Below are 25,493 nucleotides of genomic sequence, written 5' to 3'. Positions count from 1 at the left end.
ATTTTCAGTATAATTTATACTGAAAGGAGTGTCATATGGAAGTCACCTCTGTTATTCTTGCGATTTCAACAATGGGTATAATCATTGTTTTCGGAGCACTAATCGCTTTAAAGATATCAATCACAGCAGAAATGAAAAATATATTAATGATGATTATTTTAAATCTAGCTGTTCCCTTTATTATATTGAATGGTGTTTTCAATACTAAAATTACGGACGTCATTTTCCAACAAGTCTTTCTCGTATTCGGGATATCCATTGTATTTAATGCTGGAGGTATTATCCTTACATTAGTTCTAGGCCGTCTTTTACACCTTAATCAGCCTAAACAATTGGCTTTACTCGCCGCCCTAGGTAATACAGGTTTCATCGGCATCCCTCTTAGTGCTACATTATTTGGGCCTCTCGGTGGATTATTAGCCGCTGTATTTGATGCAGGGTTAGATGTCGTTCTTTTTTCATTAGGTATCTACTTATTACAAAGCAATCAAAAATTCCAATTTAAACAATTAAAAGCTTTATTAAACATACCTTTATTAGCCATTAGTTTGGGGTTGTTATATGTAATCAGTGGTTGGGAAGCACCGATCATATTCAAGCAACTGGCTTCAATGCTATCTAACTTAGCTGCGCCATTAGCCATGTTATATATAGGCTTTCTGCTTCCAACTTTCTTTCAAGTTGGACGACGGTTTTACTTTCAAGGTTTATGGTTTCCTTTATTAATGAAATTGTTGATATTACCACTTTTCGGCATCATTTGTTTACGTTTTACGTCAATACAAACAGATTTAACTTTCTTATTAGTTATTTTAACAAGTATGCCTACCTTCATGCTGGCTTCAGTATTATTTTCCCGCTACACACAAGAAGAAAACGAAGCCATTATGGTAACGGTATATAGCACGTTAATTTCTATCTTAACCATTCCTTTGATTTCTTGGATAGCAAGCTTTCTTTTGTAATCATTTAATTACATTTTTTAGCCAGCCAAAAAGTTATTTTAGCTGGCTATTTCTCTTCTCATTCACCTGTCTCTAGTCCGTACATATTAAAAAGGGTAAAATCTTAATCGATTAAAAAAATGCGTTGGATTTATCTTCTTCTTATCAACTCAAAAATCCTAGATAATCATTCTTCTGGTGTTAAGAGTAGTCTCTTCCCTTCAGGCTCCCCTAAAGTAGTCTTATGATAATCTCCCTCTACCCAATCCGCCATTTGATTTTGATACCAGTCACTCGATACATGCCCAGATTGACCTGGACCGACGATATGATAAGCCTGCATTGGATTGTTCATATCCATAACAAATCGCCATGATGCTCCGTGATTCACCGTCCCATCATTTTTAAATGCAGCTGCCTTAACAGTGACAGCACTTCCTCCTGTTGCCATACTACCTTGATAATTAAATAAATAATTTAAAGGAGCTACGCTAGATAACGGGTGTGTGAAGGAAACTTGGTGATAATCTCCCCAGTTCCAATTTGCCATATCGCCGCCTTCATCTTCCTGTATTTGTGAAAGTGTTTCCGTTAACGATACAACTAATAATTCATTAATGCCCCCTACATCCTTCACCCATGGCCCCGGGTTACCTGCAAATGCATTACGCAGAAGCTGATCAACAGCCGATCTTTTACCACCAAATAATTCTAACGTTTCTTTTGGAATCTGCTCTTCAAATAATGCTTCTCCTATTTCAACCATCCAGCGATTAAAAATATAAGGAGCAGCAAGATCTTGATGATCTTGATAGTCCCATTTCGATAAGATGTCAAGGGCTGATTGGATGTTCTCACCTTTTTCGTTTGCTAATTGCTTAAGCATCACAGGCACAAATTCTTCTGCCTGAAGGTTCTTTTCATCCATTTGTAGTTCCATCATATTTTCTGCAGTTAATTTATTGCTTCCACTTAATACTTCTTGAATACGCATTTGTCTATATGGTTGCGCCCAATTGTGACTGATATGATAACGGTAATCATCTCCTACCACCTTATTATTGGCTGTAGAAATAAAACCTTCTTCCGGATTGACGATAGTTGGTAATTCGTCATAAGGAATCGCACCTTCCCAAGCATACTCATCTGTCCATCCCGGTACAGGTAATAGGCCATTTCCTTTTTTCCTGATAGGAATTTTTCCATTCGCCTTATAAGCAATATTTCCTTCTCGATCTGTAAAAACAAAATTTTGTGCTGGTGCTTCAAAAGCTGCTAATGCCTCTTCGAATTCTTTCCAATTTTCAGCGTGATTCATATTTAAAATCGCCTCTAGTTCTGTCGTTGCCTCTAATGCTGTCCACTGTAATGAAAGTGCCGTTTCACTAGTAGCAGCATCGGCGGCAAACTCTGAAATAATAGGCCCATGTCTTGTCTCTATGACTTCATAATCAATTGTTTCACTATCCTTTACCTTTATAGGCTCAGCTATCACTTGAGCTTTCTCCCATTTGTCGTTATAAAGAAACAAGTGAGGATCTTCTGGATTTCTTTTTTCAATATAAAGATCTTGCACATCAGGACCAGTATTAGTCACACCCCATGCGATGTTTTCGTTATGTCCTAAAATAATTCCAGGGACTCCGGCAAATATCACTCCACCTACATTCACTTCATCAGACTGTAAGTGCATTTGATACCATACAGAAGGAGTCGCCAACCCTAAATGGGGATCATCTGCTAAAAGACTTTTGCCAGTTGCCGTTTTATCTCCGCTTACCACCCAATTGTTACTCCCATTGAATTCATGTGGGATAACAGCTTGAGCAAAGGCGGTTGAAAAATCTAATTGTTCTTTAGTAATAATAGTTGGTGCCTCTTCTGGATAGGTCGGAAATAAATCATACGCTTTTTCTTCAGGAAATGTTTGCAACAGATACTGTCTAAAAGCTTGATCTTTCCAATGTCCGCCCAAATCAAAGGCCATATACTTACCAATTGTTAATGAGTCAATTGGTTTCCATGCTTCCGGTTTATAGCCAAGTATCGTAAATTCTATTGGCCACTTTCCAGTGGTATGTAATTCCTCTATATAGGCATTTACTCCGTCTGCAAATGCATTTAATACCCGCATCCCCTCATCTGAATATTCAGCTACTGATTCTTCTGCTGCTCTTCTTAAGCCCAAGGTACGGAAATACTTATCTGTATCTACTGTCGATTCACCAATTACTTCACTTAATCTCCCAGATGCCTGCCGCCTACTTAAGTCCATTTGAAATAGACGATCTTGCGCTTGTACATATCCTTGGGAAAAGTAAAGGTCATACTCATTCGTTGCTTCTATATGAGGAACACCCATTTCATCTCGGACCACCTCAACAGCTTGTTGTAACCCTTTCAGTTGAATATCACCATTAACTTGAGGTAACGGGCGATTCAAGAAATAATAAGCGCCAATGATTACAAGTAGAATGAGCCCAAGAAGACTCCCTCCCATCCATAGTAGCAAGCGCTTCCATCTTACATTTTTCTTTGCCTCTGTTTTAATTTCCATCTCTCATCCTCCACCCACTTTCTATCTTTAATAAGATTCTAGAAGTAAATCCTTTTTCCTACTCTATTCATAAAGAAAAGAACAAATTCTTCTAAATAGAATTTGTTCTTGCATCAATGGTAGCTCATCACTTATATTCTCTTTTCAACAAACCATAAATAACTGTGTCAACATAATAATGATAGAGCCATTCGCCATCTCTAATCGTTCCTTCATATACAAAACCAAGCTTTTCAGGTATACGACGACTTTTACTATTTTTAACTGCAGCATGAATTTCTACTTTATTTAAATTAAGCTGAGTAAATCCGTAGGAAATCATCGCTTGCACAGCTTTTGTCATCACACCTTTACCTTCTGCCTGCTGTGAAAGCCAATACCCGATTGTACCTATCCGATTGGCATGATTCAACTTATTATAGCCAATGATGCCGATTAACTTTCCGTTTTCTCTAATACCAACGGTTAAGCCAGTATTTCGATCCATTTGTTCAACTGTATGGTCAATAAACGCTTTTGAATCTTGAACAGATATTGTTCCATCTACCCATGGAAGCCATTCGCGTAAGTATGTACGATTCTCATTAATAAGCGCAAATAGTTCATCCGCCTCTTCATACATAAAACCCTTCAATTCTAGCTCGTTGTTAATCTTTAACCTTATCATTATCGTTCCTCACCTGATTTCAACATTATTGTGAAAGATAGATGCCCATTTCCTCATTCATCCAATGGAGTGCTTGTTGTTTTAATTTATATTTAGATGTTTCAGTATCGACTAGTTTTGCTGTTTTTAAAATTTTTAAATGGTGATGAGCTGTTGTTTTCCCAAGTGCTAACCGCTCCGTTATTTCTTGTAAACTACATTCGCCTTCAGAAAGTAATTTCACCATTCTCATTCTTGTTTCATCGCCTAATGCCTTGTATCTAAGAACTAATGATGGATTAACTGCATAGGGCTTCGTATCTCTTATACTCTCATCCGATACTGAGTAATAGAATACTTTTGTTTCTTCTATATCAGCTTCAATATTCCACGGCCTGTATGTATATTGGGGAATGAGCATCACATTCTTTACACTTGGTTCGGGATGATAAATGATGCCTCCTGTCGCCCATTCTACTAATTCTTCAGCTGTCATCTTTTTATACATAGACTCTTTTAGCTTTTTATCTTTTTCGAGAATGTTTCGTAGCTGCTTTTCTTCTGGTTTGATAATTGCTTCATACCAGCCTGTCATTACTGTAACCAAATGCCTTTTCAAAAAATCTGCATCTGAAGAGCTAATATATTCAACATATTTTGGAAAGAAAGAATTATTTTCCGTTACTTCCTGCATATCTTTTATCGCTGTTTCATCTGTTGTTGAAGCATCACACCTTAATTGTTGGAAATCCGATCCGATATAAGGTAAACATATAAAGCGTAACGTTCTATCTGATAAATGATTAATATAATCAACAAACATATGTAAACTATCAAATTCTTTTTGATGTAATAATTGTAGCAATGCCTTCCATGTATTGTGCTTTTGGACGATATCTAGTTCATTTAGGAGCTCGTTTGATAATTTTTTTTTAATATTATCCCATTCCTCCATCGGCTTTTCCATATGTGAAATTAAACGCGTATTTGTCACGGCTGCGATTCCGAGGGCACACTCCCATAATAACGATGACTCTATCTTCACTTCATATGTTTCTCTTGCACGAATGGTATGTCTAATCAGTTCCATTTTCATGTGACACCCCTTTTCTATTTCTATATTTATACATTTTATCGATTCCATCTTTATAATTCAATATTTTTAGAATATTGCTTTAATAATAATGGTAATTTACCATACCAAAAGAACTAGTTAATGTATAAAAAAGCATCTCAACATGTAAATAGTAACCTTTTCACAAACGATTACACCTTTCTAAAGAACGATTAATAAGGTACTTTCTTTACCCTTTGCAATATCAAATCAGGGAATTCAACTGTTTCAAACCCAAATCTTTCGTACAACGAATGGGCATCCTTTGTTGCCAACATAAATTTACGAATATCATGTAAATCTGGATGCCAAATGATTGTTTCGACCAACCATTTCGAAAGGCCTTTTCCTCTGTATTGAGGTAAAATAAAAACATCACATAGATAAGCAAATGTAGATAAATCTGTGACTGCTCTTGCAAACCCTACTTGCTCAAAATCACCGTCGAACCTACCTCTATACAGCCCAAAAACTAGCCTACTTTCATCAATCGATTTCATCACGACTTCTCTAGGAATATTGATTGACCAATACGCTTCATTATGTAAAAACTGATAAATTAACTCTCTATCTAAATATGATTTATTAAGAGAAATCGTAAATTCTCCCCATTTTTTATCCTTCATTCATTTCTCACCTTTATGCTTAGTCGTAATATGAGCAAGGTGATGGCGCCCATGCCATGCATACATTCCAATTGCTTTCCCAATGGAAATTTGTCCCGATTCAGGATGAACAAACGTGCGCTCCCAATCATGAATAGACAAACTTTTTAGCACAACAGTCCAACGCAAATGAACAGTTTCTATCATACTTAAAGACACTTCAATTGGTAGATGATAGTCTTCTAAACGTGCCCATTGATCTTGTTGATAATCCTTGATCATCGGATTTTCTTCTGTTAACGCTAACTTTACCCTTAAATAAGCATTTAAATGGCTATCTGCTAAATGGTGAATGAGCTGCCGCACTGTCCATCCCCCTGTTCTATAGGGTATAATTAGTTCATCTTCAGTAAGCTCTTCTACAACTTTACGGAGTAGGCGCGGAAATTTCTCTATTTCCATTATCCAAGTATTAATCTTGTTCTCATTAATTTCCTCTTCACATACAGAAAATTCGCCTATTGGATATTGAATACTCATTGCTTCCTTACCTCCTATTCATCTATTTATTTTGTTAACTCTCGTGTAAAGCACCTAATTTTAAAAATTCTAAAAATTCATCCACCGTTAAAAAAGCTGAATCTGGTATCACCTTAAATTCAGTTGTCTTACCATCAGGTAGCCAATGCACACCCGCTGTATAAATATTCGCCTTTAACCCTGCTTCGATATCACAATTGCTATCCCCTAAAAAAATCACCTCGGATGCCGGTACATCTAACATGGATAAGGCTAGAGTGATACCTTCTGGATCAGGTTCTGCTTGCACTACATCATCTCCCGTAACTATACAGTCAAAAATGGTTGTCATATGCAGACATTCTAAAGAAATCTGCAGACTTCTTCTCCCTTTCCCCGTAACGATCGCCAGCTTAATTCCTTCCTCTTTCAAATAAGACAATAAATGGTCAATTTCTCTATTATTATCTACTAGCCTTGAATGGTTGTTCTTATAAACATTATAATAATATTCTATTGCGTCTAATTTCTGATTGCTTATTAAATGCTCTTCTATAATCTTCTTTTCAGAATTTCCTAACCACTCTTTTGCTTCTTTCACAGCTAATTCTCGCTGATCAAATTTAAGAAACACTTCTTGCAATGAATAAATGCACAGTGGCAATGTATTAGCTAATGTCCCGTCAAAATCAAATAAAACCGCTTGTATCGTCATCACCCTCTTCATAGGAATATAAATTCTTAGTTCCTTGTCATATATGTTTTCTTTTTGCCTTCTTAAAGATCAATAATGAGAATATCAAACCGATGATGAATCCACCCAACGCCACTAATAAAGAGATGCTTAATGAATCATTCATAAAATAAGACGCCCAGAAAGCTAATACTGCCAGTGCAAATGGATGTGTCCAGTTCATTGTCCCTCTCCTCTTTTTTGTATCTTAAACATAAAAACGATAGTCATTCGTTTAAATATTCTTGTGACCATAACCTTTTATTCCACTTATTTTAATGTATTTACCCATAAAGAGGATCGTACCTAACCTTCCTTATGGCAAAATTGTTTTAAAAGATGAAAAAAAGAGAGGTTGATTCCCATTAATTAAAGTATTTAACATAAATTCTTGTTCATTTGACATTTTTCCTGCAAAAAGGATAAACAGAACAGATGTTTTATTGTAGAATAGAAAAAGACAACTTAGAAAAAGGTGGAATTAAAGTGAATGGTACCGCTCATGCGAGTATTGGTGCTGTTGCAGGTTTTGTGACCGCAAATACACTCCAAGCAACGCCATCGGCCACATTAGCGCTTATTGGTATTGGCACAATATCTGCACTTTTACCAGATCTAGATATCGATGGTAAACTGAGAAATAAAATCACCCTCTCTCACAAATTTATTAAAGCAACTGCGCAAATGATTGGATTGTTAATTATTTTTTATAGTTTTTATGAAGCTACAGCCTTAGATCAATGGGTAAGCATGGGGATTGGACTTGCGATGTTTCTTTTATCTTCCTATATAAAGCAGCGACATATGCTTATCATTACTGGTATAGGAGTCATTGTGTGCGGAATATTATTACAAGAAGTTTGGCTTATGCTCATGGGCTGCTATATTCTTATAGCATCATTTGTCCCACACAGGAGTTACACTCATTCTATTTTAGGTGTAGTATTCTTTCATTTTATTGCTGATTTTTTTCAATTATCGACGGGCATAAATGGAGCTTATATTGCTTGTATGACGGGATATATTAGTCATCTTGCGCTTGACTCCAAACTCCTTCCTTTTAATCGTAGGGGTATTAAATTATTTCTTCCTATCTCCCAAAAAGAATTTTAAAGAACCGAAAATGGTTCTTTTTTTATTTTTCGGGTATAGAGATAATGGAGGCGATTTAAAATGACACTCGTATTAACCATACTTATCTATCCAACTATTGTATTAGCCGCTTCTATTCTTGTGGCTTGGAAAAAACGGAATATGTATCTCGTTCCTTTATTAACAGCAATTATCTTTACTTTACTCTCCTTTACAATCTATAATGGAACCTTTATGATTTGGACAGTATTGTACACAGTTCTTGCAATTTTAACTTCCTTTACAACAAAGTATTTTAATAAACCAACTGCTTAAAAAAAACAGAAGAACACCTTCTGTTTTTTTTTGTAGATTGACCGTGTCTTTTAACAACTAAACCACAATATATGTTATTAAAATGAAATGTATGCCTATTTTTTTGATTACCAATCAATCAGATTAATCTAGAAATCTTTTTCGAATTTCCGGTGAGGGTAAACGGCAACTTTCCTTTTTACCAAACCACTTATATCTCCGCTTAGCAATAAATTGATACATCTTATCTCTGATCGGTTTTGGAATGATACGGAAGACAGCTATTAGTTTCCACATTCCCCTTAATTGTTGCAATACTTTAATTGCAGCAGTTGATTGATCATAGGCACGATCATCTTCTATATATATAAAACTATCAGTTGCAGGATCTATTTCATGTTTTCTTAATAGAGATTGCCCGTTTTCACCTTGTAAGGAGGCAAAATAAAAATCACCCTGATGGTCCCTCTTCAATATAAACTGCACACTCTGATCACAAAAATTGCATTCCCCATCGAATAATATAATTTTACTCAAAATGATCGCCTCCTTTTCTTGCAAGTATAACAGGCTGACTATCAAACGAATAAGAATCTGTTCGAGTGGACTTTTTTCACCATAGTGTTTTTGCTTTTTCTAGCCCCTCTAGACTAATTGGGTAGCGCTGCATTTGTGGTGGACAAATCGAATTGTATTTTTTAATTTTTTCATTAATGGTGGCAATATCTTGTTTACTTTGTGCTTGATGTACAAGCACTGCGATTTCCTTTTGAAGTGTTAACCATGGAGGTAAGTAACCAGCATCCTTGGCAACTTTTTGGAAGTTTTGAAAAATATCCCTCTGTAGATAGCCTTTAGGAAGTGGTTTACCTTGTCCTGGCAGTGGCATAGATTTTTTGCTTTTTAACATATCACCAATTAAATCATTACGTTCATCCAAAAATAACACACCCCTTGTGTTTTTTCTTTCAAAACCAATATATAAGTGATTACTAGTTTCTTCTGATTTACTTCATATCAAATAAATACTATGTTATCATGCAAAACTGGCGCCATTTTTCCCACTCTTGGTCAGTGAGTTCCACACCAGTTAGTTTAAGCGCGGCAATTGCAAAAGCAACAAAGGATGTTCCTTTAGCCGTAATTATGCGATTACTTACTTCAATTGGTTGTCCTGTATAGAAGCTTGATTCAAAGAGTGATTGATACTTATCATAAGTATGTGCTAAACAAGTGAATTGCTCACCAGACAATATACCTGCTTTTCCGAGAATTAATGCCGATGCACAGATAGATGCAATCGGAATACGTGAATGGAATGCTGATTGAATTTGCTGAATTAACCATTTATTATTCAGTAGCTCGTTATCAATTCCATCACCACCGGGGATTAAAATAAAATGGTAATCATTTATATTCAGATTTTCTAATGAGACATCAATTGCTGTTTTTAAACCACCAATACTTGTGACTGGCGATCCATCAACCGTTGTAGTAACAATTTCCATTTTTGCGACTTTTCGAAGTAAAAATAAACTATGACTAATTTCAAAATCAGCGTATGCCGAGAATAATATGACCAATGCTTTCATAAGCTATCCCCTCTCTAGCCTCATATGTAGTAGGTCTTGAAATTGTTCAATTATATGATTTTTGTCTATCACTTCTCCAAAACCGTAACTCGCATACACAAAAGGTATCCCGGCATATTTTGCAGCTTCTCTATCTCCATCTGTATCGCCAATATAAATGGGAGACTGTAGATTGTTTCTCTTTATAATGAGTTGTATATTTTCCCCTTTAGATAATCCAGTTCTTCCTGGGTTTTCAAAGTCCTGAAAATATTTTTCCAATCCATGTGCTTCGTAGAACGCTTCAATATAACCTTCTTGGCAATTACTTACGATGAACAATTGATAGGTCTTAGCCAACTCTGACAAGGTTTCCTCTACTTTTGGGTATAGTGTCCCTCCATAGTTCCGGATATGTTCTAGTTCCTCTTTGCTAAGATCTTCTAATAACGATTCTCTTTTCTCCTTACTTAAATAAGGGAACAGTCTTTCCATAATTTCATGCATTCTTAGCCCCATTGTTGCTTTTAAATCTGCTACTGTTAATTCTTTCTTCACTTCTGCATCTTCTCGAATAACGATATTCCATGAATCAGCAACTGTTTTTCTAGAATCCCATAACGTGCCATCTAAATCAAAAATAAGGCTATCTACCATCATTTCTTCCTACCTCTCTAAGTAGTAATAAAGTCGATTGTTCATTTCCTTTGTTAAATAACGATACTGATTGATATTGGTATCCTCAAATGCTTCCTGTCTATTAGAAATAACAGGCTTATAATCAATGGCAGGATTGAATTGGCTAACTGTAAAATCTATATAGTTATCTCCTATTTTATTGTAGAAATGCCACATCTCGCCGATCAATGTTTTCACAATTTCTCCACCTAAATATTCTTGAACAACTAAGGCTGTGACACCACATTGTCCTAAAGCAGGATTCTCCATCTTCCATTTTGTGCTCGTTTCAATCCCCCATGACTCTACCAGTGCTAATCCTAAATAAGATATATCCATAATGACCTCTCTATATTGATTCATTCTTTATTCTAACACTACTCAACAATCCATATCCATTCATATCCAACCTCTATTTATATAAAGCAAGCTTAAGAAAACATGTCACTAAATTCAATATAAAGAAGGAATTTACTCTTTTCAAAATAAAAAGCCATTCTTTATGAACGGCTTAAAAGAACAGCATATCCTACTCTACAACAAGTTCCATTTTATAAATTTCTTCTAAGGTTTTACCTTTCGCTCTACGTAAAACTTCTATTCTTGCATGTAACTGCTTCAGCATAAAAGCTCTGCTATCTGCTAATTTCACCCCAAATGGGTTAACTTCTTCAGGCATTTGATTAATTGCCTCGGCAATTGGCATGAGCTGATGAAGTTTATTCATAATATAATCAAACATAGAGTCATCTTCAGTAATAAGACGTTGTAGCAAAAAAGTGCCGAAGCCAATATGTCTCGACTCATCTCTTTTAATATAAGATATCCCTTCAAGTAAGTCTGGTTATTTTTTTAAGTCTTGTAGGTTTTCATAGAAATTCCAATACCCTGTTTCCGCCAATATACCCTCAACAAACATATTGTATACAACTGCTGCATCAGCTATTGTTTGTGGAGTCTGATCTACCAATAGCTTTTCCATCGTTTGCGGAAGGATCTCATCAAACACATTTAAATATGCTTCAGAATGATAATTATTCAAATCTCTTTCTATACCTACTTCTTTTAAAAACAAATGAAAGAAATCTGTATGTTTTGCTTCCTCAAAAAGAAAGGTCGTTAAATACATTTCTTCTTCAAATTGACCTTGTTTTGATATCGCATAAATCAGTGGCAGAATATCTTTAGTTACAGCCTCTTCAGCGCTATAGAACAAAGCAACTAGTCTGAGTATCGAATCCTGTTGTTCTTTTGATAAAGTATGCCAATCTTTCTTATCTTGACTAAAGTCAATGTCACGAGGGTCCCACACACCAAATTTCTTTGCCTTTTCGTACAATTTAAACGGGAGAGATTCACGATTAATACCACGCTTACTTTTCGATACATAACTCCTCATTTATACTCCTCCTTAGAAATGATTGATATCTTTTTCTTATAAGAGATATTACACTATTAACAATTATCTCCTTTTATAAAAAGACTTTTTTAAAAAAATAGGAGATATAGAGGAGAGAATAGCTATGAAAATCGAATCATTAGTAGTTGAAGATTGGGAATCAGTAAAAGAGATCTACCAACAAGGGATAGATAGCGGCTTAGCTACTTTCGAGCAGGAAACACCAAACTGGCATAACTGGCATGAGAAACATTTACCTTATGCTCGTTTAGTTGCTAAAGATGGACAGCAAGTGGTTGGCTGGGCTGCCCTCACCCCTTATTCGAATAGAGAGGTATATAAGGGCGTTGCGGAAATAAGTATTTATATTCTCAATGGATATCAAGGAACAGGGATTGGCTCAATATTATTATCAAATTTAATCATTGAAAGTGAGAAGCATGGAATCTGGACTTTGCAAGCCAGTATCTTTCCACAAAACCACGCAAGTCTCTCTTTACATAAAAAACACGGATTTCGCCAAGTAGGAATCCGTGAGAAAATCGCCAAGCATGTAGACGGATGGAGAGATGTGATTCTTTTAGAAAGAAGAAAGAAAGATGAGTGAATTCAACAGCTTATGGAAAATAATTAAATTACACAGAATCCTTCTGTCGATCTAGCTCCTTTTAAAAACCTCAAGCTATCGATATACATTTTATTTATGCCCATAGCATCCTCTACTTTGCTTGTAATCTTGGCATATAAACACGACTTGTGCATGTTCTCTGCCTGTCTTTTGCGCGTTTACATAATTTGCGCACAGTTCTCTGCCTTTTTCTTTTGAATTGTGCGCGTGTACACTACTTGCGCGCAATTCTCTGCCTTTTTCTTTTGTCTTGTGCGCGTATACATTACTTGCGCGCAATTCTCTGCCTTTTTCTTTTGTCTTGTGCGCGTATACATTACTTGCGCGCAATTCTTTGCCTTTTTCTTTTGCCTTGTGCGCGTATACATTACTTGCGCGCAATTCTCTGCCTTTTTCTTTTGTCTTTTGCGCGTATTCACTACTTGCGCGCAATTCTCTGCCTTTTTCTTTTGCCTTGTGCGCGTATACATTACTTGCGCGCAATTCTCTGCCTTTTTCTTTTGCCTTGTGCGCGTATACACTACTTGCGCGCAATTCTTTGCCTTTTTCTTTTGCCTTGTGCGCGTATACATTACTTGCGCGCAATTCTCTGCCTTTTTCTTTTGCCTTGTGCGCGTATACATTACTTGCGCGCAATTCTCTGCCTTTTTCTTTTGCCTTGTGCGCGTATACATTACTTGCGCGCAATTCTCTGCCTTTTTCTTTTGTCTTGTGCGCGTATTCACTACTTGCGCGCAATTCTTTGCCTTTTTCTTTTATCTTTTGCGCGTATTCATTACTTACGCGCAATTCTTTGCCTTTTTCTTTTGTCTTGTGCGCGTATTCACTACTTACGCGCAATTCTTTGCCTTTTTCTTTTGTCTTGTGCGCGTATTCACTACTTGCGCGCAATTCTCTGCCTTTTTCTTTTGTCTTGTGCGCGTATTCACTACTTGCGCGCAATTCTTTGCCTTTTTCTTTTGTCTTGTGCGCGTATTCACTACTTGCGCGCAATTCTCTGCCTTTTTTCTTTTGCCTTGTGCGCGTATACATTACTTGCGCGCAATTCTCTGCCTTTTTCTTTTGTCTTGTGCGCGTATACATTACTTGTGCGCAATTCTCTGCCTTTTTCTTTTGTCTTGTGCGCGTATTCACTACTTGCGCGCAATTCCCTTCCCTTTCCTTATCATTTGTGCGCGTATACGTTACTTGCGCGCAATTCTTTTCCTTCTCTTTTTGTTTTCTGCGCGTATTCACTACTTGTATCTGTCTCCGTGTGTGCCTGCTAATCTGATTGGTCACATTCTGCAAATAACTGATCGACTTTTAAATTTCGAGAATTTTTGTTTTTAAAATAAAAAAGCAATGACCTCACTAATCAATCAGTTGAAGTCATTGCTTTTCATTTTTATTTTTTTCCTAAGAAATCTGAAAGGGATTCTGCTTTTTGATTTTTCCTTCTTTTAATCAGCAAATAGATGACAAACAAAATAACGAGTACTATACCAATTGGAACAAGATATTGGTTTAGTATTGGTTTTACATCTGACCAATTTTCGCCTAATTGTACACCTAAGTAAACATAAAAGAATGTAATCGGGGTCATCGCTAATAATGTATATAGTGAGAAAACCCAAGGATTCATTTTTGCCATCCCACAAGGGACAGAAATCACTGTTCTCACCCCTGGAAGAAAACGAGCAGAAAAAGCAACAAATGCCCCGTGTTTAGCAAAAAACGCATCCGCTTTCTCTAAATTCTCTGGGGACATAAAAAAATACTTGCCGTACTTCTCTAATATAGGTCTACCACCGTAACGACCCACTGCATATAATGTAAGCGGGCCGACAACACCACCTAAAGAGCCGGCAATGACTACACCCCAGAATAACATGTCTCCTTCAGACACCCAAAAACCAGCCAATGGTAAAACAACTTCAGCCGGAATAAATTCGATACAAAGAGCAAGAAAAATACCTATATATGATAAATCTTTAAACCAATTTACAAGATCTAATATCAATTGTTCCATCCTATACCTACCTTTTATTTATAAACTGTTTATCATGCTGTAAACAATGTCCTATTCTTTTCACCAATACCATATTATAATAAAAAAGAAAGAAAGGGAAGTAAGAACCTTATTCCTTAATTAGAAATAAAGAAATGGTAGGTTTTCCTTCCAAGAAAAAATAAAGCTCTTAATGGCCATAATAGAATCTCAGGGATCCACAAGACGATTTCAAATAAAACATCCCAAATGGATTCTTTCTTCTTTTTGCTCTTTTTTCTTTTGATCAACCTCATTAATCAAACACCCTCCCATCATAATGATGTACGAATCCCACAAGTGAAAGTTTCAACTTCTAACCATTTATTACAATTTTCACAAGAAAACCCTTATTACTTACTATTTAATTTCCATAGTCTTATATTTTTCACCACTTAAATTCATTAGTGAGATAAAGTGTTAGAAATTACATACTTCCTATGATATATGTAGGTTTGTCTACTTCTTTTAATCATCAGAAAGTGTATAATTTTGTAGTATAATCTAAATAAATATATTTTTTTTAGAGTTCATCACATAGTTTTTTCCTCGTAATACCCTTATAATTTTCAAAAAAGTTAATCAACAAGGAGGGTATATATGAGCGCAATTCCAAAACAACAAGCACCTTTACCTGCTAAAAAGAAATTAACTGATCGATTCCTCGATAGCATTGAAAGAGCAGGAAATAAATTACCAGATCCTATCACACTATTTGTAATCATGTCAGGTATGATACTTATTTTATCTTTTTTACTTGCTAAGATTGGTGTTTCTGCTACTGACCCTAGTTCTGGAGAACCGATAGAAGTAATTAATCTTCTCAACCGAGCAGGGATAGAACAGATTCTCACCAATATGGTTAGCAATTTCACCACCTTCGCTCCACTAGGACTAGTACTTGTCACTATGCTTGGCGTAGGCGTTGCAGAAGCCACTGGTCTTATACAACTTGTTATGAAAAAATCAGTTTTAAGTGCACCTAAGAAGCTCATCCTTCCAGTCGTTCTTTTTACAGCAATTGTGGGTGGAGTAGCCGCTGATGCAGCATTTATTGTATTCCCACCTATTGCTGCACTTATCTTTATGAGTGTCGGCAGAAGCCCGCTAGTAGGTTTAATTGCTACGTATGCTGCAGTTGGTGGTGGTTTTTCAGCTAATATTCTACTAAATTCACTTGATGTATTGTTAGCTGGTATTACCGAACAAGCTGCAAAAATGGTCGATCCTAATTATATCGGTAATCCGACAATGAACTATTATTTCTTGATTGCCTCAACCTTTCTACTCGTTGGACTAGCTACGTGGGTAACCGTTAAGTTTGTCGAACCACGATTTAGTAAATACGATGGTAAAGTAGAAGCGATTGCAGAAATTACAAGCGCTGAAAAACGGGGATTAAAATGGGCTGGTATCACAGTTTTTGCTTATATCGCCATTTTACTTATCGCTGTTATTCCTGAAAATGGATGGTTAAGAGATGCTGAAACAGGTTCTTTTATCAATAGTCCATTTATGTCAGGTATTGTACCGATTATGCTATTCTTATTCTTACTACCATCTATTGCTTTCGGCATCGGAGCAAAGACGATCAAATCTGATAAAGATGTCGCAGATAAAATGTTCAAATCCATTGCTGATTTAGCTCCATTTATTGTATTGGCATTTGTCGCAGCGCAAATGATTGCTTTCTTTAATTGGAGTAATATTGGTCCTATTCTTGCTATTAAAGGCGCTGAGCTCTTACAAGCAATGAATTTCACAGGATTACCAATGTTAATTGGTTTTATTATTATTTGTGCATTTATTAATCTTTTAATTGCCAGTGCATCAGCCAAATGGGCACTTTTAGCCACTATTTTTGTACCAATGTTTATGTATTTAGGTTATAGTCCAGCATTTACACAAATGGCTTACCGTATTGGTGATTCCATAACGAACCCGATTACGCCAATGCTCGCCTACTTTGCTATTTTATTATCTTTCGCTAGAAAGCATGATAAATCAATTGGGATTGGAACATTAATCTCTGCCCTATTACCTTACTCAATTTGTTTTGCCATCGGATGGATTATTCTGTTCTCCATTTGGTACCTTCTTGGATTACCAGTTGGACCTGGTGACTCAATTTTCCTATAATTATACTATTCAATTATTTAAATCTTTTTGAAAAGAGGCGTTCACGTAATGGAAAAATTATTTGCTTTATTAAAAGAGTACGAAGAAGAAATGATTTCTATCCGCCGGTTTCTACATGAATATCCTGAAATCTCGTATCAAGAAGTGAAAACACCTGCTTATATAGCCGATTATCATGAAAACCTCGGTCATGACGTCCGTACCGGTGTTGGTGGCAGGGGTGTTGTGGCTACGCTTCGTGGTGGAAAACCAGGTAAAACAGTTGCGCTTCGAGCTGATTTCGATGCATTAGCCATTCAAGAAGAAAATGACCTTCCATATAAATCAAAAATCGACGGTGCGATGCATGCTTGTGGCCATGACGGACACACAGCAACTTTACTCGTTTTAGCTAAAGCACTTAATAAAATCCAGGAAGACATTGAAGGAACAATTGTTTTTATTCACCAATTCGCTGAAGAAATTGCCCCTGGTGGTGCAATTTCTATGATTGAAGATGGTTGCTTAGATGGTGTTGACGCCATATTTGGCACACATATTTGGTCAACCTTCCCTCTTGGCACGATACAAGTTAAAGAAGGACCTATTATGGCTGCAGCAGACCAATTCGATATTCTCATCCAAGGACAAGGTGGTCATGGATCTGAACCACATTTAACAAAAGATGCAGTGATGGTTGGCTCCCAATTTGTCGCAAGTGCACAGCAAATTATTTCTCGCCGAGCGAACCCTCTTCATCCAGCAGTCGTCTCAGTTGGTCATTTTGAGGCATTAAACCCTTTTAATGTCATTGCTGATACAGCTAAACTAATCGGTACAGTAAGAACCTTTGATGAGGATACACGTGATTTAATAGAAAAAGAGCTTGATAACTATTTAAGTTCAACATGCCAGCTATTTGGGGCAACTTATGACTACCAATACAAACGGGGCTACCCCGCTGTTGTTAACCATGCAGAAGAGGCAACTTTTATTGCGAATATCTCTAAGGAAATTGAAGAAGTAACAGAAGTAGTAGAATGTGATCCGCTTATGGGTGGAGAAGATTTCGCTTATTATCTCCAACATGTAAAAGGAGCATTCTTCTTTACAGGGGCACAGGATCCTAATTGGCAAATTACCTATCCCCATCATCACCCACGATTTAATATTGATGAGCGCTCCCTTCTTATCGCAGCTAAAACACTAGGAACAGCTGCTTTAAAGTTTCTTGAAGGAGCAACAACAGAAACAACTCAAGATTCACTAACCAAATAAAAAAAATGAACCCAGTCCGCTTCTTTTTTGCGAACTGGGTTCATTTTTTACTTATTGCATAGCATCAATACATTTTCATCAGGGTCAGCAATGAGGAAATAAGCCAAATCACCTACCCATTCCATTTCTTTTACTATTTTTATATCATTTGAGATGACAAATTGATAAGCCTTATCAATATCACTGGTGTACAAATTAAACATCGCATGTGAAGCCGGTTTAAAAACAAAGCTTGGGTCTTTTGTATGATCATCAAGGGTCAATCCTGTTTCACCTGTAACAGGTAGATTAAATACAGGAGATTGAATTTTTTCCTGATTAATTGTTAACCCCATCAAAGTCGCATACCATGTGGCTGAGTACTTTAAGTTCGATACATGAATAAAAACATTATTAATCTTACTATCAATCGTTAAACTCATTAGAAACACCTCCATCTTAGTACGAGAATTCGTTTTACTAAAAATCATATCTTATTATGAGAAATAATCTACCAATATACCGGCAATTATAATCAGCACACCAAATGAAAAATGTACCTTCTGATTGTTAATGCCCGTTCGTTCCAATATAAAAATCACTCCACCTGTTAAGAAGATATAGAGTAAGCTATTGAAAAAGGAACCATTACCTATGAATAGTTGATAGAGTTTAGACATTAGCCCCATCGTCATTAAGATTAAAGGAATTCTAAGCTTCCACCTCATTCCTTTACACCATCTTTCACGAAATAATCTTAAAGCCAGTTCTTATCTTTTTAGTAGACTTCCCCTGAATACTTTACTTCTCTTCTCTCCTAAAAAACTCCTTCCCTTTTATTCATGAAGTACCTCAGAATAGATTAAGAATAGCATTGACTTTTTTATCCCTTCTGCTTTTTTAAATCGTAAAGATTGTTGCTTTTATGTAGAAATACTTTGGTATCAACTGGAAATTATTAGAATGACATAAGAAATAAGCAAGTTAAAAATAGAATTCTCATGCCTTTAAATTATAGAAATTTTTAAACACGGTACTATAAGGTAGTATTTGCATTATTTATAGATTTATCGCGGCAGTTTTTTAGATTTCAGCGTCTTCTATTCGAGCTTTTCGCATCGATGAAAGACTAAACCATAATCCGCATAAAATGAGGCCACCTATCGAAATCCATAAAGCTGTTTTGAAACCTAGTCCGTCAGCGAGGGTTCCTCCTAGTGGAGCGCCAATAACGACTGCACTACGGTTGATGGATCGTAGTGTGGCATTCATACGACCTTGGAAATGTGATGGCGTGACATATTGTCGATATCCCATTTCAAGAGGACCTTCAATTCCCATAGCAAAGCCATAAAAGAGCTGGCCTATAATCACAAACATGAGAGCTATGTACGACGAATCGGAGTTGTTAGCTGCTGGAGCTAGAGCCATCAAGATCACTGCTGGGCCATAGAGAATTCGAGAAAAAGCCATTGCACGCCCGATACCAAAGCGCACCCCGGCTCGAGAAGATAGTGAGGTTCCTGCGACAGCACCAACACCTGCAGCGGCAAGGACATACCCTAAGAGTAAGGCATCGAAGCCAAGTTCAATTAAAAAAATGGATACTAGAATCGTCATTGTCATGCTATGAAAGAGAAACCAGGCGTGGGTGTTTAGAGCGAGAGGACGAAGGTATTGGTGTTGATAAACCCATCGCAAACCTTCCTTGATTTGCTGACCAAGTGATCCAGTCTTCACTTTTTTTGAGGTCTGGTGTTTAATTGATGCTATTAATACACTCGAAAACAAATACGATAAGGCATCAAAAAGAAGGGCAAATGGTGCGCCAATCAATGAGACAAGTCCGCCCCCAATGGCTGGACCGCTCGTTTCAGCAACCGCTGAGCTTTGTTCCAATCGTGCATTTGCACGTGTTAATAAAGGACGAGGAACTAATTGTGGCACAAAGGACTGGTAGGCAGAATCATTAAAAAGAGACAAAGTACCAAAGAGCACCAGCAGGAACATGAGTAAGCCAATACTGATTACTTCTGTAATAGACATAAAGCAAATGAAGGTAAGAATCATGCCGCGTCCTATATCTGTTACCACCAATACCGTCTTTCGGTGAAAACGATCAACCAAAACCCCCGCTATTAATCCCAATAGTACATACGGAAGCCATCTAGATGCTGAAACCCAGCCAACATCAACAGCACTGCCTCCCATATTACTAACCACTAATACCTGAAGAGCCAAAGTTGTAATATATGTGCCAAAGCTTGAAGTTGTCGATGCAATCCAAAAACGAACAAAGCTTCTATGCTCCCTTAATTTCATCAGGACTTCACCTCTTTTGCCAAATTATCCATCTTATAAATATAGTAATCTATTCTCGACTTTCAAAAAAGTGTAAACATAGAGTTTTATATGGGACGGGCCTTGGGGGAATTATGGGTTGCCCTCGTTTTTTATGGAACAAAAAGTAAGTTAGCTGAAGAAGGAATGCTAAAAAGGCAATATCATTTATAAGATTTGCTATTTTTAATATAATTTTGTATTCCCTTTTTATTCTCCCTACAAGAGTATATGACCTTGCAATGATGACTTACGAGAGCCTTTAGTAATATATCCATAATCAAAACAAATACATTGGAAAAGATGATCAATAATACAGCACTTTTTCTCATCAAAAAGTCTTACTGTATTAATCTACTCTCAACAGGTGAAGAGAGTCTAATCAATGTGGAGGTCTGTCCAAATGACATGGAAGCATCAATAAAGTTTTCCAAAGATTGGACAGAATCAGTTAAAACTTTAATTAAATAATTATATGATCCAGCCAGTTGATGACATTCAATAACACTAGAATGATTTTTGCAAAACTCTACAAATTGTTCACATTTGGTATTGTCGTATAGTATAAAAGCCCTTATGGGTTATTCTACTTTTTCTGGATTAATGATTGCTTTATAGCCAACTATTATCCCTTTTTCTTCAAGCTCCTTAACTCTCTCATTTTTTATATCTTACCTAGTAAATTGAAGGTAATACTAAGTGAATTTTTGCTGAACAACAACAATCGAAGCGAAAAGAGCCTAAAAAAAGACGAATACTGCTCATTATTTATGTTATAATGACTAGCGACAACTTAAGTCAAATTCCGCTTAGCGGTAGAGGTTCTAGCTAAACCCTCTCAAAAAAACTAAGGAAAAACAGCGCCATTTTCTTAGTGGTGCTGTTTTTCTGTTTAAAAGGAGATTAATTATGAAAAAAAATGAAAAAGCCATTGTCGTATTTAGTGGCGGGCAAGACAGTACTACTTGTTTATTCTGGGCTTTGGAACATTTTACTGAAGTAGTCGCTGTAACGTTTGATTATAACCAAAGGCATGCAATTGAGATTGACTGCGCCAAGGCAATTACAGCTGATTTACAAATTGAACATCATATTTTAGATATGACACTGCTAAATCAATTAGCGCCTAATGCGTTGACACGATCAAATATCGATGTCAAGAATGGTGAAGATGGGGCATTACCTTCAACCTTCGTACCAGGTAGAAACTTAGTATTTCTATCCTTCGCTGGCATTCTCGCTTACCAAATAGGGGCAAGGCATATTATTACAGGTGTATGCGAAACAGATTTTAGTGGTTATCCGGATTGTCGTGATCAATTTATTAAATCATTAAATGTCACTTTAAATTTATCTATGGAAAGGCCCTTTGTCATACATACGCCCCTTATGTGGCTAAACAAAGCGGAAACATGGGCGATGGCTGATGATTTTGGCAAACTTGATTATGTTAGAAATAAAACACTAACTTGTTACAATGGTGTCATTGCAGACGGATGTGGCGAATGTCCTGCTTGTGAGCTTAGAATGCAAGGCTTGACTCAGTATTTGCAGGTGAAAATGTCATGAAGGATTTATATGGCTTTCGTATAGTTGAGGAACTCCAGAAAATAGATGAGGATATTCAGAAAGACCAATTAAAATATCATCACAAAAGGGTACTCGTGAGTAAATCCTTTACATTTGATGCAGCCCATCATCTTCATGCTTATGAAGGGAAATGTAAAAATCTACATGGTCATACTTATGAAGTCATATTCGGTATTAGTGGCTTTACTGATGATCGTGGAATCGTTGTTGATTTCGCAAATATTAAGCAACTTTGGAAAGAAGAAATTGAAATTCACCTCGATCACAAATATATTAATGAAACACTACCACCCATGAATACAACAGCAGAAAACATCGTTGTATGGGTTTACGAAAAAATGAAAGAATCACTAATAGATAGCCCGCAACAACTTAGAGTGGAATATGTCAAACTCTATGAAACTCCTACAAGCTTTGCTGAAGTAAGAAGGGAGTGGATGGAAGATGAATAAAATACCTGTAATAGAAATATTCGGACCAACCATTCAAGGTGAAGGCATTGTTATTGGCCAGAAAACGATGTTCGTTCGTACTGCTGGATGTGATTACGCTTGTACTTGGTGCGACTCTTCATTTACTTGGGATGGTTCTAGTAAACATTTGATTAAACAAATGACAGCAACAGAAATTTGGCATGAGTTAAAAAACATCGGTGGAGATTACTTTGATTTTGTAACTATTTCCGGAGGCAATCCAGCATTACTAAAAAACCTAGGTGAATTAGTGACGCTTCTTAAAGACAAAAAAGTGCAGACGGCTTTGGAAACACAAGGTAGCAAGTGGCAAGATTGGTTTAAGGATATCGATTTTTTAACATTATCCCCGAAACCACCAAGCTCACAAATGGAAACAGATTTCAATAAGCTAGATGAGATTATTGCTCAACTTGAAGAAAAGCAACCCAATTTAAAAGTTGTGGTCTTTAATGAAGAAGATTTAGCTTATGCAAAAAAAGTCCACTTACGCTATCCAAAACTTTCCTTCTGCTTACAAGTTGGCAACGATGACAGCATGACAACCAATAACGATGTGCTAAGAAGTAACCTACTAGCTAAATATGAATGGTTACTAGAGAAAACAATGCATGATAGTGAGTTTAAAAATATAAGAGTTCTCCCCCAATTACACACATATATATGGGGAAATAAGCGCGGCGTTTAACGATTGTTTTTCTCCTATTTCATATTGGTTCATCTGATGACCCATATGAAATAATGAGGTGAATCCAATGACCAAACAAATCATAAATAGTATCTACCTCGCTTCTATGATTACACATATACCATGGCGCTGGTTAGGTATATATCTGGTGGGGCTACCAGGACTTTGACCTCCTGGATGGACTTCTTGGCCTTTAGACCTCATAAATTACAATTAATTAGACATATACTTTTTTCACCTTAAAATCAAACACGAATGCATTCTACTTAGGGAGCATGTTTTTGCATACCGAACATAGAATGACATTCGTGTTTATTTTTCATTACTATCCTAGCATCACTTTTTCTGCAGCAGACTTACACCTTTCTTGCCATTGCTAACGTAAATCTTCACTATCTAGAGCCTTTCATTTATTTTCATTTTACAAATGCTTTAGTTGATAAAGATCAAGTGCTATTTTCACATTCATACAATCCTCCAATGAATCAAGATTAATATTAAGCTTCTCTTCTATTTGCTGAATGCGGTAATAGACTGTATTAGGGTGTAGATGCATCTCTTCGGCTGTTTTCACTGCGTTTTTATCTGTTTGTAAGTATGCGGTAAGCGTTTTTAGCCAATCATTTTTATTTGCTTGTACAATCCCTTCTAAGAATATCATCACAAAAGCAGTAGCATCATCATCTGATACATCGTTTAAGTATCTTCTATACCCTATCTCTCTAAACCCTATGACTTTACTGGAATTTTTTCCTTGCTCAACTAAAAAATCAGGCATGATTTGTACATCTTTAAATGAAATGTCAGCTTGTCTTAATGAATCGACAGGTCGTCCTATATATATTAAATTCGGATGATAATACCGTTGAAGTCTCTCTGACCTCGTTTTTAATTCTTCTTCCCTATCCAATATAGAATCTTTAGAAGTGAGCATCACATAAACCATATCCCTACCTGGAAAACAAATAGTTAGAAAGCGATCCTGAAATACTCTTTTCACCTGATTTTCTATTGAACTAAAGCTCTCTAATACTTCATCATTCATCAACCGTTCGATACCAATAAAGATACACTTGTCTTCAATACTAATCCCATATCTCTTCAAAGCTCTTTGTACTTCTTGAGTAAAGTTATTTTTCAATATATCTTTTAATAATTCTTCTTTTTCCGTGAGTTGATGCTTCATTTGTTCTTGTTGTTTCATTTGTTCAATGGCCATAATAGATGCTGCGTGCTTAAAAGCCAATTCACCAATTAAATCTAATTCCTTCTCCTGTTCAATTACCACCAAAAAACCAATTGTACCGAAAGAAGACATCACCCCGATTGCTTGACCTACCCATTCTTCTTTTTTATAGATATCAAGCAATCTTGGAATACTTAATTTCTTTGCATTTTTCTTTAACCATTCTTTTATATAGAAATGATGATCTTCAGAAGGCGGATAAGATGTTTTCAAGCGGTAAAGTGAATCAAAGTAAAGAATCGATCCGCCGAACTTTTCCGCTAGCTTCTTTACTAAAGAAAATGTACCGTCCCCTTTTAAAGCCACATGATTCAACTCATTATGTAAAGACAAAATGGTTTCTAGTTCTTTTGTTTGTTTTTCCTTTTCTTGAAAAGCTCTAGCATTTACTATAGAAATTGCAATTTGGTGACCGATGGCTTCTAAGAACGCTAAGTCCTCATCACTAAAAAAACCATCGTTTTTAAAATTATCTATCGTTAAAACACCGATTTTCTTATTTTGATGAATCAATGGCACAGACATACAACTTATAGGAATGGCTGCATGTACGGTTGACTCTAAATAATAATGCAAAGTTTGATTACGCATATTTCCCATTGCCTCTTTAATCTTCTCTGCCGTATGAATCATTTTGCTACAACCCTCTTCAAAAACAGAGCCACTAATACCTTCACCTGCTAAAAGCTTATTTTGTAAATACATCTCCTCTTTAAAGTTGTAAGCTCCTTCTATTTCTAAATATTCCATCTCTTCATTCCATATAAGAAAGAAGCCCGCATCGGCCTTGTCTATTGATTCAATAACGGCCTCAATAATTTCTTGTACTAATTTTGTTAAACTCGTATTCGATGTAATATTTCTTGATACGTTGATAAATGTATTTAATCTTTGTTTTATTTTTTCATTTTCATACACAGTTATCATCCTAAATTGTTGTCATCATTTTATTATCATATATAAAACTTATCA

General features: G+C 36.3%; 30 protein-coding genes and 1 riboswitch. Of the genes, 9 read left to right on the top strand and 21 right to left on the bottom strand.

What is annotated here, in order from left to right:
• Positions 1-35: 35 nt before the first annotated feature.
• Complete coding sequence (locus tag MKX83_RS06350; protein ID WP_095370209.1) at positions 36-965, top strand: AEC family transporter; 930 nt, start codon at positions 36-38, stop codon at positions 963-965.
• A 166-nt stretch (positions 966-1,131) separates the two neighbouring features.
• On the opposite strand, the gene MKX83_RS06345 is transcribed toward MKX83_RS06350, so the two are convergent.
• From MKX83_RS06345 to MKX83_RS06315, 7 genes are all read right to left on the bottom strand, one after another.
• Positions 1,132-3,501: a penicillin acylase family protein gene (locus tag MKX83_RS06345; RefSeq protein ID WP_095370210.1), complete on the bottom strand. Its 2,370-nt coding sequence runs from the start codon at positions 3,499-3,501 to the stop codon at positions 1,132-1,134.
• A gap of 127 nt (positions 3,502-3,628) precedes the next feature.
• Complete coding sequence (locus MKX83_RS06340) at positions 3,629-4,168, bottom strand: GNAT family N-acetyltransferase (RefSeq protein ID WP_341054648.1); 540 nt, start codon at positions 4,166-4,168, stop codon at positions 3,629-3,631.
• A gap of 25 nt (positions 4,169-4,193) precedes the next feature.
• Positions 4,194-5,237, bottom strand: coding sequence for an ArsR/SmtB family transcription factor (locus tag MKX83_RS06335; RefSeq protein WP_095373511.1), 1,044 nt, complete (start codon positions 5,235-5,237; stop codon positions 4,194-4,196).
• A 197-nt stretch (positions 5,238-5,434) separates the two neighbouring features.
• Positions 5,435-5,887: a GNAT family N-acetyltransferase gene (locus MKX83_RS06330; protein WP_341054646.1), complete on the bottom strand. Its 453-nt coding sequence runs from the start codon at positions 5,885-5,887 to the stop codon at positions 5,435-5,437.
• Positions 5,888-6,406, bottom strand: a complete 519-nt coding sequence (locus MKX83_RS06325) for a YfiT family bacillithiol transferase (RefSeq protein WP_341054644.1) — start codon at positions 6,404-6,406, stop codon at positions 5,888-5,890.
• Between the two features lie 34 nt (positions 6,407-6,440).
• Complete coding sequence (locus tag MKX83_RS06320; RefSeq protein ID WP_095370214.1) at positions 6,441-7,100, bottom strand: HAD family hydrolase; 660 nt, start codon at positions 7,098-7,100, stop codon at positions 6,441-6,443.
• Between the two features lie 37 nt (positions 7,101-7,137).
• Complete coding sequence (locus tag MKX83_RS06315; RefSeq protein WP_157733768.1) at positions 7,138-7,302, bottom strand: hypothetical protein; 165 nt, start codon at positions 7,300-7,302, stop codon at positions 7,138-7,140.
• A 251-nt stretch (positions 7,303-7,553) separates the two neighbouring features.
• On the opposite strand from MKX83_RS06315, the gene MKX83_RS06310 reads away from it, so the two are divergent.
• The gene (locus tag MKX83_RS06310; RefSeq protein ID WP_341054642.1) at positions 7,554-8,231 is read left to right on the top strand and encodes a metal-dependent hydrolase; all 678 of its coding nucleotides are present in this window, start codon (positions 7,554-7,556) and stop codon (positions 8,229-8,231) included.
• A gap of 60 nt (positions 8,232-8,291) precedes the next feature.
• On the top strand, positions 8,292-8,525 hold the full coding sequence (locus tag MKX83_RS06305) for a DUF2651 family protein (RefSeq protein WP_095370216.1): 234 nt from the start codon (positions 8,292-8,294) through the stop codon (positions 8,523-8,525).
• 123 nt (positions 8,526-8,648) lie between these two features.
• Here the strand turns inward: MKX83_RS06305 and MKX83_RS06300 are convergent, their stop codons facing one another.
• The 7 genes from MKX83_RS06300 to MKX83_RS06270 all read right to left on the bottom strand — a co-directional run bounded on the left by MKX83_RS06300 (position 8,649) and on the right by MKX83_RS06270 (position 12,152).
• Positions 8,649-9,041: a thiol-disulfide oxidoreductase DCC family protein gene (locus tag MKX83_RS06300; RefSeq protein WP_328199601.1), complete on the bottom strand. Its 393-nt coding sequence runs from the start codon at positions 9,039-9,041 to the stop codon at positions 8,649-8,651.
• 76 nt (positions 9,042-9,117) lie between these two features.
• Positions 9,118-9,453 carry a DnaJ family domain-containing protein gene (locus tag MKX83_RS06295; protein ID WP_341054638.1) on the bottom strand — a complete coding sequence of 112 codons (336 nt, stop codon included), beginning with the start codon at positions 9,451-9,453 and terminating at the stop codon, positions 9,118-9,120.
• A 79-nt stretch (positions 9,454-9,532) separates the two neighbouring features.
• Positions 9,533-10,096, bottom strand: coding sequence for a DJ-1/PfpI family protein (locus MKX83_RS06290; RefSeq protein WP_341054636.1), 564 nt, complete (start codon positions 10,094-10,096; stop codon positions 9,533-9,535).
• Positions 10,097-10,099: 3 nt separating this feature from the next.
• Positions 10,100-10,735: an HAD family hydrolase gene (locus MKX83_RS06285; RefSeq protein WP_322910000.1), complete on the bottom strand. Its 636-nt coding sequence runs from the start codon at positions 10,733-10,735 to the stop codon at positions 10,100-10,102.
• 6 nt (positions 10,736-10,741) lie between these two features.
• The gene (locus MKX83_RS06280) at positions 10,742-11,092 is read right to left on the bottom strand and encodes a YunG family protein (protein WP_341054632.1); all 351 of its coding nucleotides are present in this window, start codon (positions 11,090-11,092) and stop codon (positions 10,742-10,744) included.
• Positions 11,093-11,282: 190 nt separating this feature from the next.
• Positions 11,283-11,495 carry a hypothetical protein gene (locus MKX83_RS06275; RefSeq protein WP_341054629.1) on the bottom strand — a complete coding sequence of 71 codons (213 nt, stop codon included), beginning with the start codon at positions 11,493-11,495 and terminating at the stop codon, positions 11,283-11,285.
• 102 nt (positions 11,496-11,597) lie between these two features.
• On the bottom strand, positions 11,598-12,152 hold the full coding sequence (locus MKX83_RS06270; RefSeq protein WP_341054626.1) for a R2-like ligand-binding oxidase: 555 nt from the start codon (positions 12,150-12,152) through the stop codon (positions 11,598-11,600).
• Positions 12,153-12,276: 124 nt separating this feature from the next.
• On the opposite strand from MKX83_RS06270, the gene MKX83_RS06265 reads away from it, so the two are divergent.
• Positions 12,277-12,759, top strand: a complete 483-nt coding sequence (locus MKX83_RS06265) for a GNAT family N-acetyltransferase (protein ID WP_341054625.1) — start codon at positions 12,277-12,279, stop codon at positions 12,757-12,759.
• A 90-nt stretch (positions 12,760-12,849) separates the two neighbouring features.
• Here the strand turns inward: MKX83_RS06265 and MKX83_RS06260 are convergent, their stop codons facing one another.
• Entirely contained in the window at positions 12,850-14,016 is a 1,167-nt protein-coding gene (locus tag MKX83_RS06260; protein WP_341054624.1) for a hypothetical protein, read from the bottom strand.
• A 151-nt stretch (positions 14,017-14,167) separates the two neighbouring features.
• Positions 14,168-14,791, bottom strand: coding sequence for a DedA family protein (locus MKX83_RS06255; protein ID WP_251162903.1), 624 nt, complete (start codon positions 14,789-14,791; stop codon positions 14,168-14,170).
• A 618-nt stretch (positions 14,792-15,409) separates the two neighbouring features.
• Here MKX83_RS06255 and MKX83_RS06250 point away from each other — a divergent pair.
• Together MKX83_RS06250 and MKX83_RS06245 are read left to right on the top strand one after the other, a co-directional pair.
• Positions 15,410-16,948: an AbgT family transporter gene (locus MKX83_RS06250; protein WP_341054621.1), complete on the top strand. Its 1,539-nt coding sequence runs from the start codon at positions 15,410-15,412 to the stop codon at positions 16,946-16,948.
• 48 nt (positions 16,949-16,996) lie between these two features.
• The gene (locus tag MKX83_RS06245) at positions 16,997-18,205 is read left to right on the top strand and encodes a M20 family metallopeptidase (protein ID WP_341054619.1); all 1,209 of its coding nucleotides are present in this window, start codon (positions 16,997-16,999) and stop codon (positions 18,203-18,205) included.
• A gap of 47 nt (positions 18,206-18,252) precedes the next feature.
• Here the strand turns inward: MKX83_RS06245 and MKX83_RS06240 are convergent, their stop codons facing one another.
• The 4 genes from MKX83_RS06240 to MKX83_RS06225 all read right to left on the bottom strand — a co-directional run bounded on the left by MKX83_RS06240 (position 18,253) and on the right by MKX83_RS06225 (position 21,090).
• Positions 18,253-18,627, bottom strand: coding sequence for a VOC family protein (locus MKX83_RS06240; RefSeq protein ID WP_095370227.1), 375 nt, complete (start codon positions 18,625-18,627; stop codon positions 18,253-18,255).
• 54 nt (positions 18,628-18,681) lie between these two features.
• Entirely contained in the window at positions 18,682-18,912 is a 231-nt protein-coding gene (locus MKX83_RS06235; RefSeq protein ID WP_341054615.1) for a hypothetical protein, read from the bottom strand.
• Between the two features lie 355 nt (positions 18,913-19,267).
• Positions 19,268-20,506 (bottom strand): MFS transporter, encoded by a 1,239-nt coding sequence (locus tag MKX83_RS06230; RefSeq protein ID WP_095370229.1) that lies wholly within the window; start codon positions 20,504-20,506, stop codon positions 19,268-19,270.
• Between the two features lie 359 nt (positions 20,507-20,865).
• A complete protein-coding gene (locus MKX83_RS06225) occupies positions 20,866-21,090 on the bottom strand; it encodes an Lrp/AsnC ligand binding domain-containing protein (protein ID WP_322910074.1) in 225 nt (74 codons plus the stop codon).
• 246 nt (positions 21,091-21,336) lie between these two features.
• Positions 21,337-21,381, top strand: a riboswitch (PreQ1 riboswitch).
• A gap of 52 nt (positions 21,382-21,433) precedes the next feature.
• On the opposite strand from MKX83_RS06225, the gene queC reads away from it, so the two are divergent.
• The 3 genes from queC to queE are packed head-to-tail and all read left to right on the top strand — an operon-like array spanning position 21,434 to position 23,275.
• Positions 21,434-22,093: a 7-cyano-7-deazaguanine synthase QueC gene (gene queC / locus MKX83_RS06220; RefSeq protein WP_328199613.1), complete on the top strand. Its 660-nt coding sequence runs from the start codon at positions 21,434-21,436 to the stop codon at positions 22,091-22,093.
• A complete protein-coding gene (gene queD / locus MKX83_RS06215) occupies positions 22,090-22,566 on the top strand; it encodes a 6-carboxytetrahydropterin synthase QueD (protein WP_340978149.1) in 477 nt (158 codons plus the stop codon). The genes queC and queD overlap by 4 nt, the downstream gene beginning before the upstream one ends.
• Positions 22,559-23,275, top strand: coding sequence for a 7-carboxy-7-deazaguanine synthase QueE (gene queE / locus MKX83_RS06210; protein WP_341054611.1), 717 nt, complete (start codon positions 22,559-22,561; stop codon positions 23,273-23,275). Before queD ends, queE begins: the two co-directional genes overlap by 8 nt.
• Before the next feature lie 421 nt (positions 23,276-23,696).
• On the opposite strand, the gene MKX83_RS06205 is transcribed toward queE, so the two are convergent.
• The gene (locus MKX83_RS06205; protein ID WP_341054609.1) at positions 23,697-25,439 is read right to left on the bottom strand and encodes a helix-turn-helix domain-containing protein; all 1,743 of its coding nucleotides are present in this window, start codon (positions 25,437-25,439) and stop codon (positions 23,697-23,699) included.
• Positions 25,440-25,493 lie beyond the last annotated feature (54 nt).

Origin of the sequence: Cytobacillus sp. FSL M8-0252 (assembly GCF_038007345.1) — a bacterium.
Taxonomy (GTDB): Bacteria; Bacillota; Bacilli; order Bacillales; family Cytobacillaceae; genus Cytobacillus; species Cytobacillus kochii.
This window is presented reverse-complemented; position numbering and strand designations above follow the sequence as displayed.

Coding starts and splice junctions, on each gene's coding strand:
- MKX83_RS06350 (WP_095370209.1), top strand. CDS start 36: ATGGAAGTCACCTCTGTTATTCTTGCGATTTCAACAATGGGTATAATC.
- MKX83_RS06345 (WP_095370210.1), bottom strand. CDS start 3,501: ATGGAAATTAAAACAGAGGCAAAGAAAAATGTAAGATGGAAGCGCTTG.
- MKX83_RS06340 (WP_341054648.1), bottom strand. CDS start 4,168: ATGATAAGGTTAAAGATTAACAACGAGCTAGAATTGAAGGGTTTTATG.
- MKX83_RS06335 (WP_095373511.1), bottom strand. CDS start 5,237: ATGGAACTGATTAGACATACCATTCGTGCAAGAGAAACATATGAAGTG.
- MKX83_RS06330 (WP_341054646.1), bottom strand. CDS start 5,887: ATGAAGGATAAAAAATGGGGAGAATTTACGATTTCTCTTAATAAATCA.
- MKX83_RS06325 (WP_341054644.1), bottom strand. CDS start 6,406: ATGAGTATTCAATATCCAATAGGCGAATTTTCTGTATGTGAAGAGGAA.
- MKX83_RS06320 (WP_095370214.1), bottom strand. CDS start 7,100: ATGACGATACAAGCGGTTTTATTTGATTTTGACGGGACATTAGCTAAT.
- MKX83_RS06315 (WP_157733768.1), bottom strand. CDS start 7,302: ATGAACTGGACACATCCATTTGCACTGGCAGTATTAGCTTTCTGGGCG.
- MKX83_RS06310 (WP_341054642.1), top strand. CDS start 7,554: ATGTTTTATTGTAGAATAGAAAAAGACAACTTAGAAAAAGGTGGAATT.
- MKX83_RS06305 (WP_095370216.1), top strand. CDS start 8,292: ATGACACTCGTATTAACCATACTTATCTATCCAACTATTGTATTAGCC.
- MKX83_RS06290 (WP_341054636.1), bottom strand. CDS start 10,096: ATGAAAGCATTGGTCATATTATTCTCGGCATACGCTGATTTTGAAATT.
- MKX83_RS06285 (WP_322910000.1), bottom strand. CDS start 10,735: ATGATGGTAGATAGCCTTATTTTTGATTTAGATGGCACGTTATGGGAT.
- MKX83_RS06280 (WP_341054632.1), bottom strand. CDS start 11,092: ATGGATATATCTTATTTAGGATTAGCACTGGTAGAGTCATGGGGGATT.
- MKX83_RS06275 (WP_341054629.1), bottom strand. CDS start 11,495: ATGTTTGATTATATTATGAATAAACTTCATCAGCTCATGCCAATTGCC.
- MKX83_RS06270 (WP_341054626.1), bottom strand. CDS start 12,152: ATGAGGAGTTATGTATCGAAAAGTAAGCGTGGTATTAATCGTGAATCT.
- MKX83_RS06265 (WP_341054625.1), top strand. CDS start 12,277: ATGAAAATCGAATCATTAGTAGTTGAAGATTGGGAATCAGTAAAAGAG.
- MKX83_RS06255 (WP_251162903.1), bottom strand. CDS start 14,791: ATGGAACAATTGATATTAGATCTTGTAAATTGGTTTAAAGATTTATCA.
- MKX83_RS06250 (WP_341054621.1), top strand. CDS start 15,410: ATGAGCGCAATTCCAAAACAACAAGCACCTTTACCTGCTAAAAAGAAA.
- MKX83_RS06245 (WP_341054619.1), top strand. CDS start 16,997: ATGGAAAAATTATTTGCTTTATTAAAAGAGTACGAAGAAGAAATGATT.
- MKX83_RS06240 (WP_095370227.1), bottom strand. CDS start 18,627: ATGAGTTTAACGATTGATAGTAAGATTAATAATGTTTTTATTCATGTA.
- MKX83_RS06235 (WP_341054615.1), bottom strand. CDS start 18,912: ATGAGGTGGAAGCTTAGAATTCCTTTAATCTTAATGACGATGGGGCTA.
- MKX83_RS06230 (WP_095370229.1), bottom strand. CDS start 20,506: ATGAAATTAAGGGAGCATAGAAGCTTTGTTCGTTTTTGGATTGCATCG.
- queC (WP_328199613.1), top strand. CDS start 21,434: ATGAAAAAAAATGAAAAAGCCATTGTCGTATTTAGTGGCGGGCAAGAC.
- queD (WP_340978149.1), top strand. CDS start 22,090: ATGAAGGATTTATATGGCTTTCGTATAGTTGAGGAACTCCAGAAAATA.
- queE (WP_341054611.1), top strand. CDS start 22,559: ATGAATAAAATACCTGTAATAGAAATATTCGGACCAACCATTCAAGGT.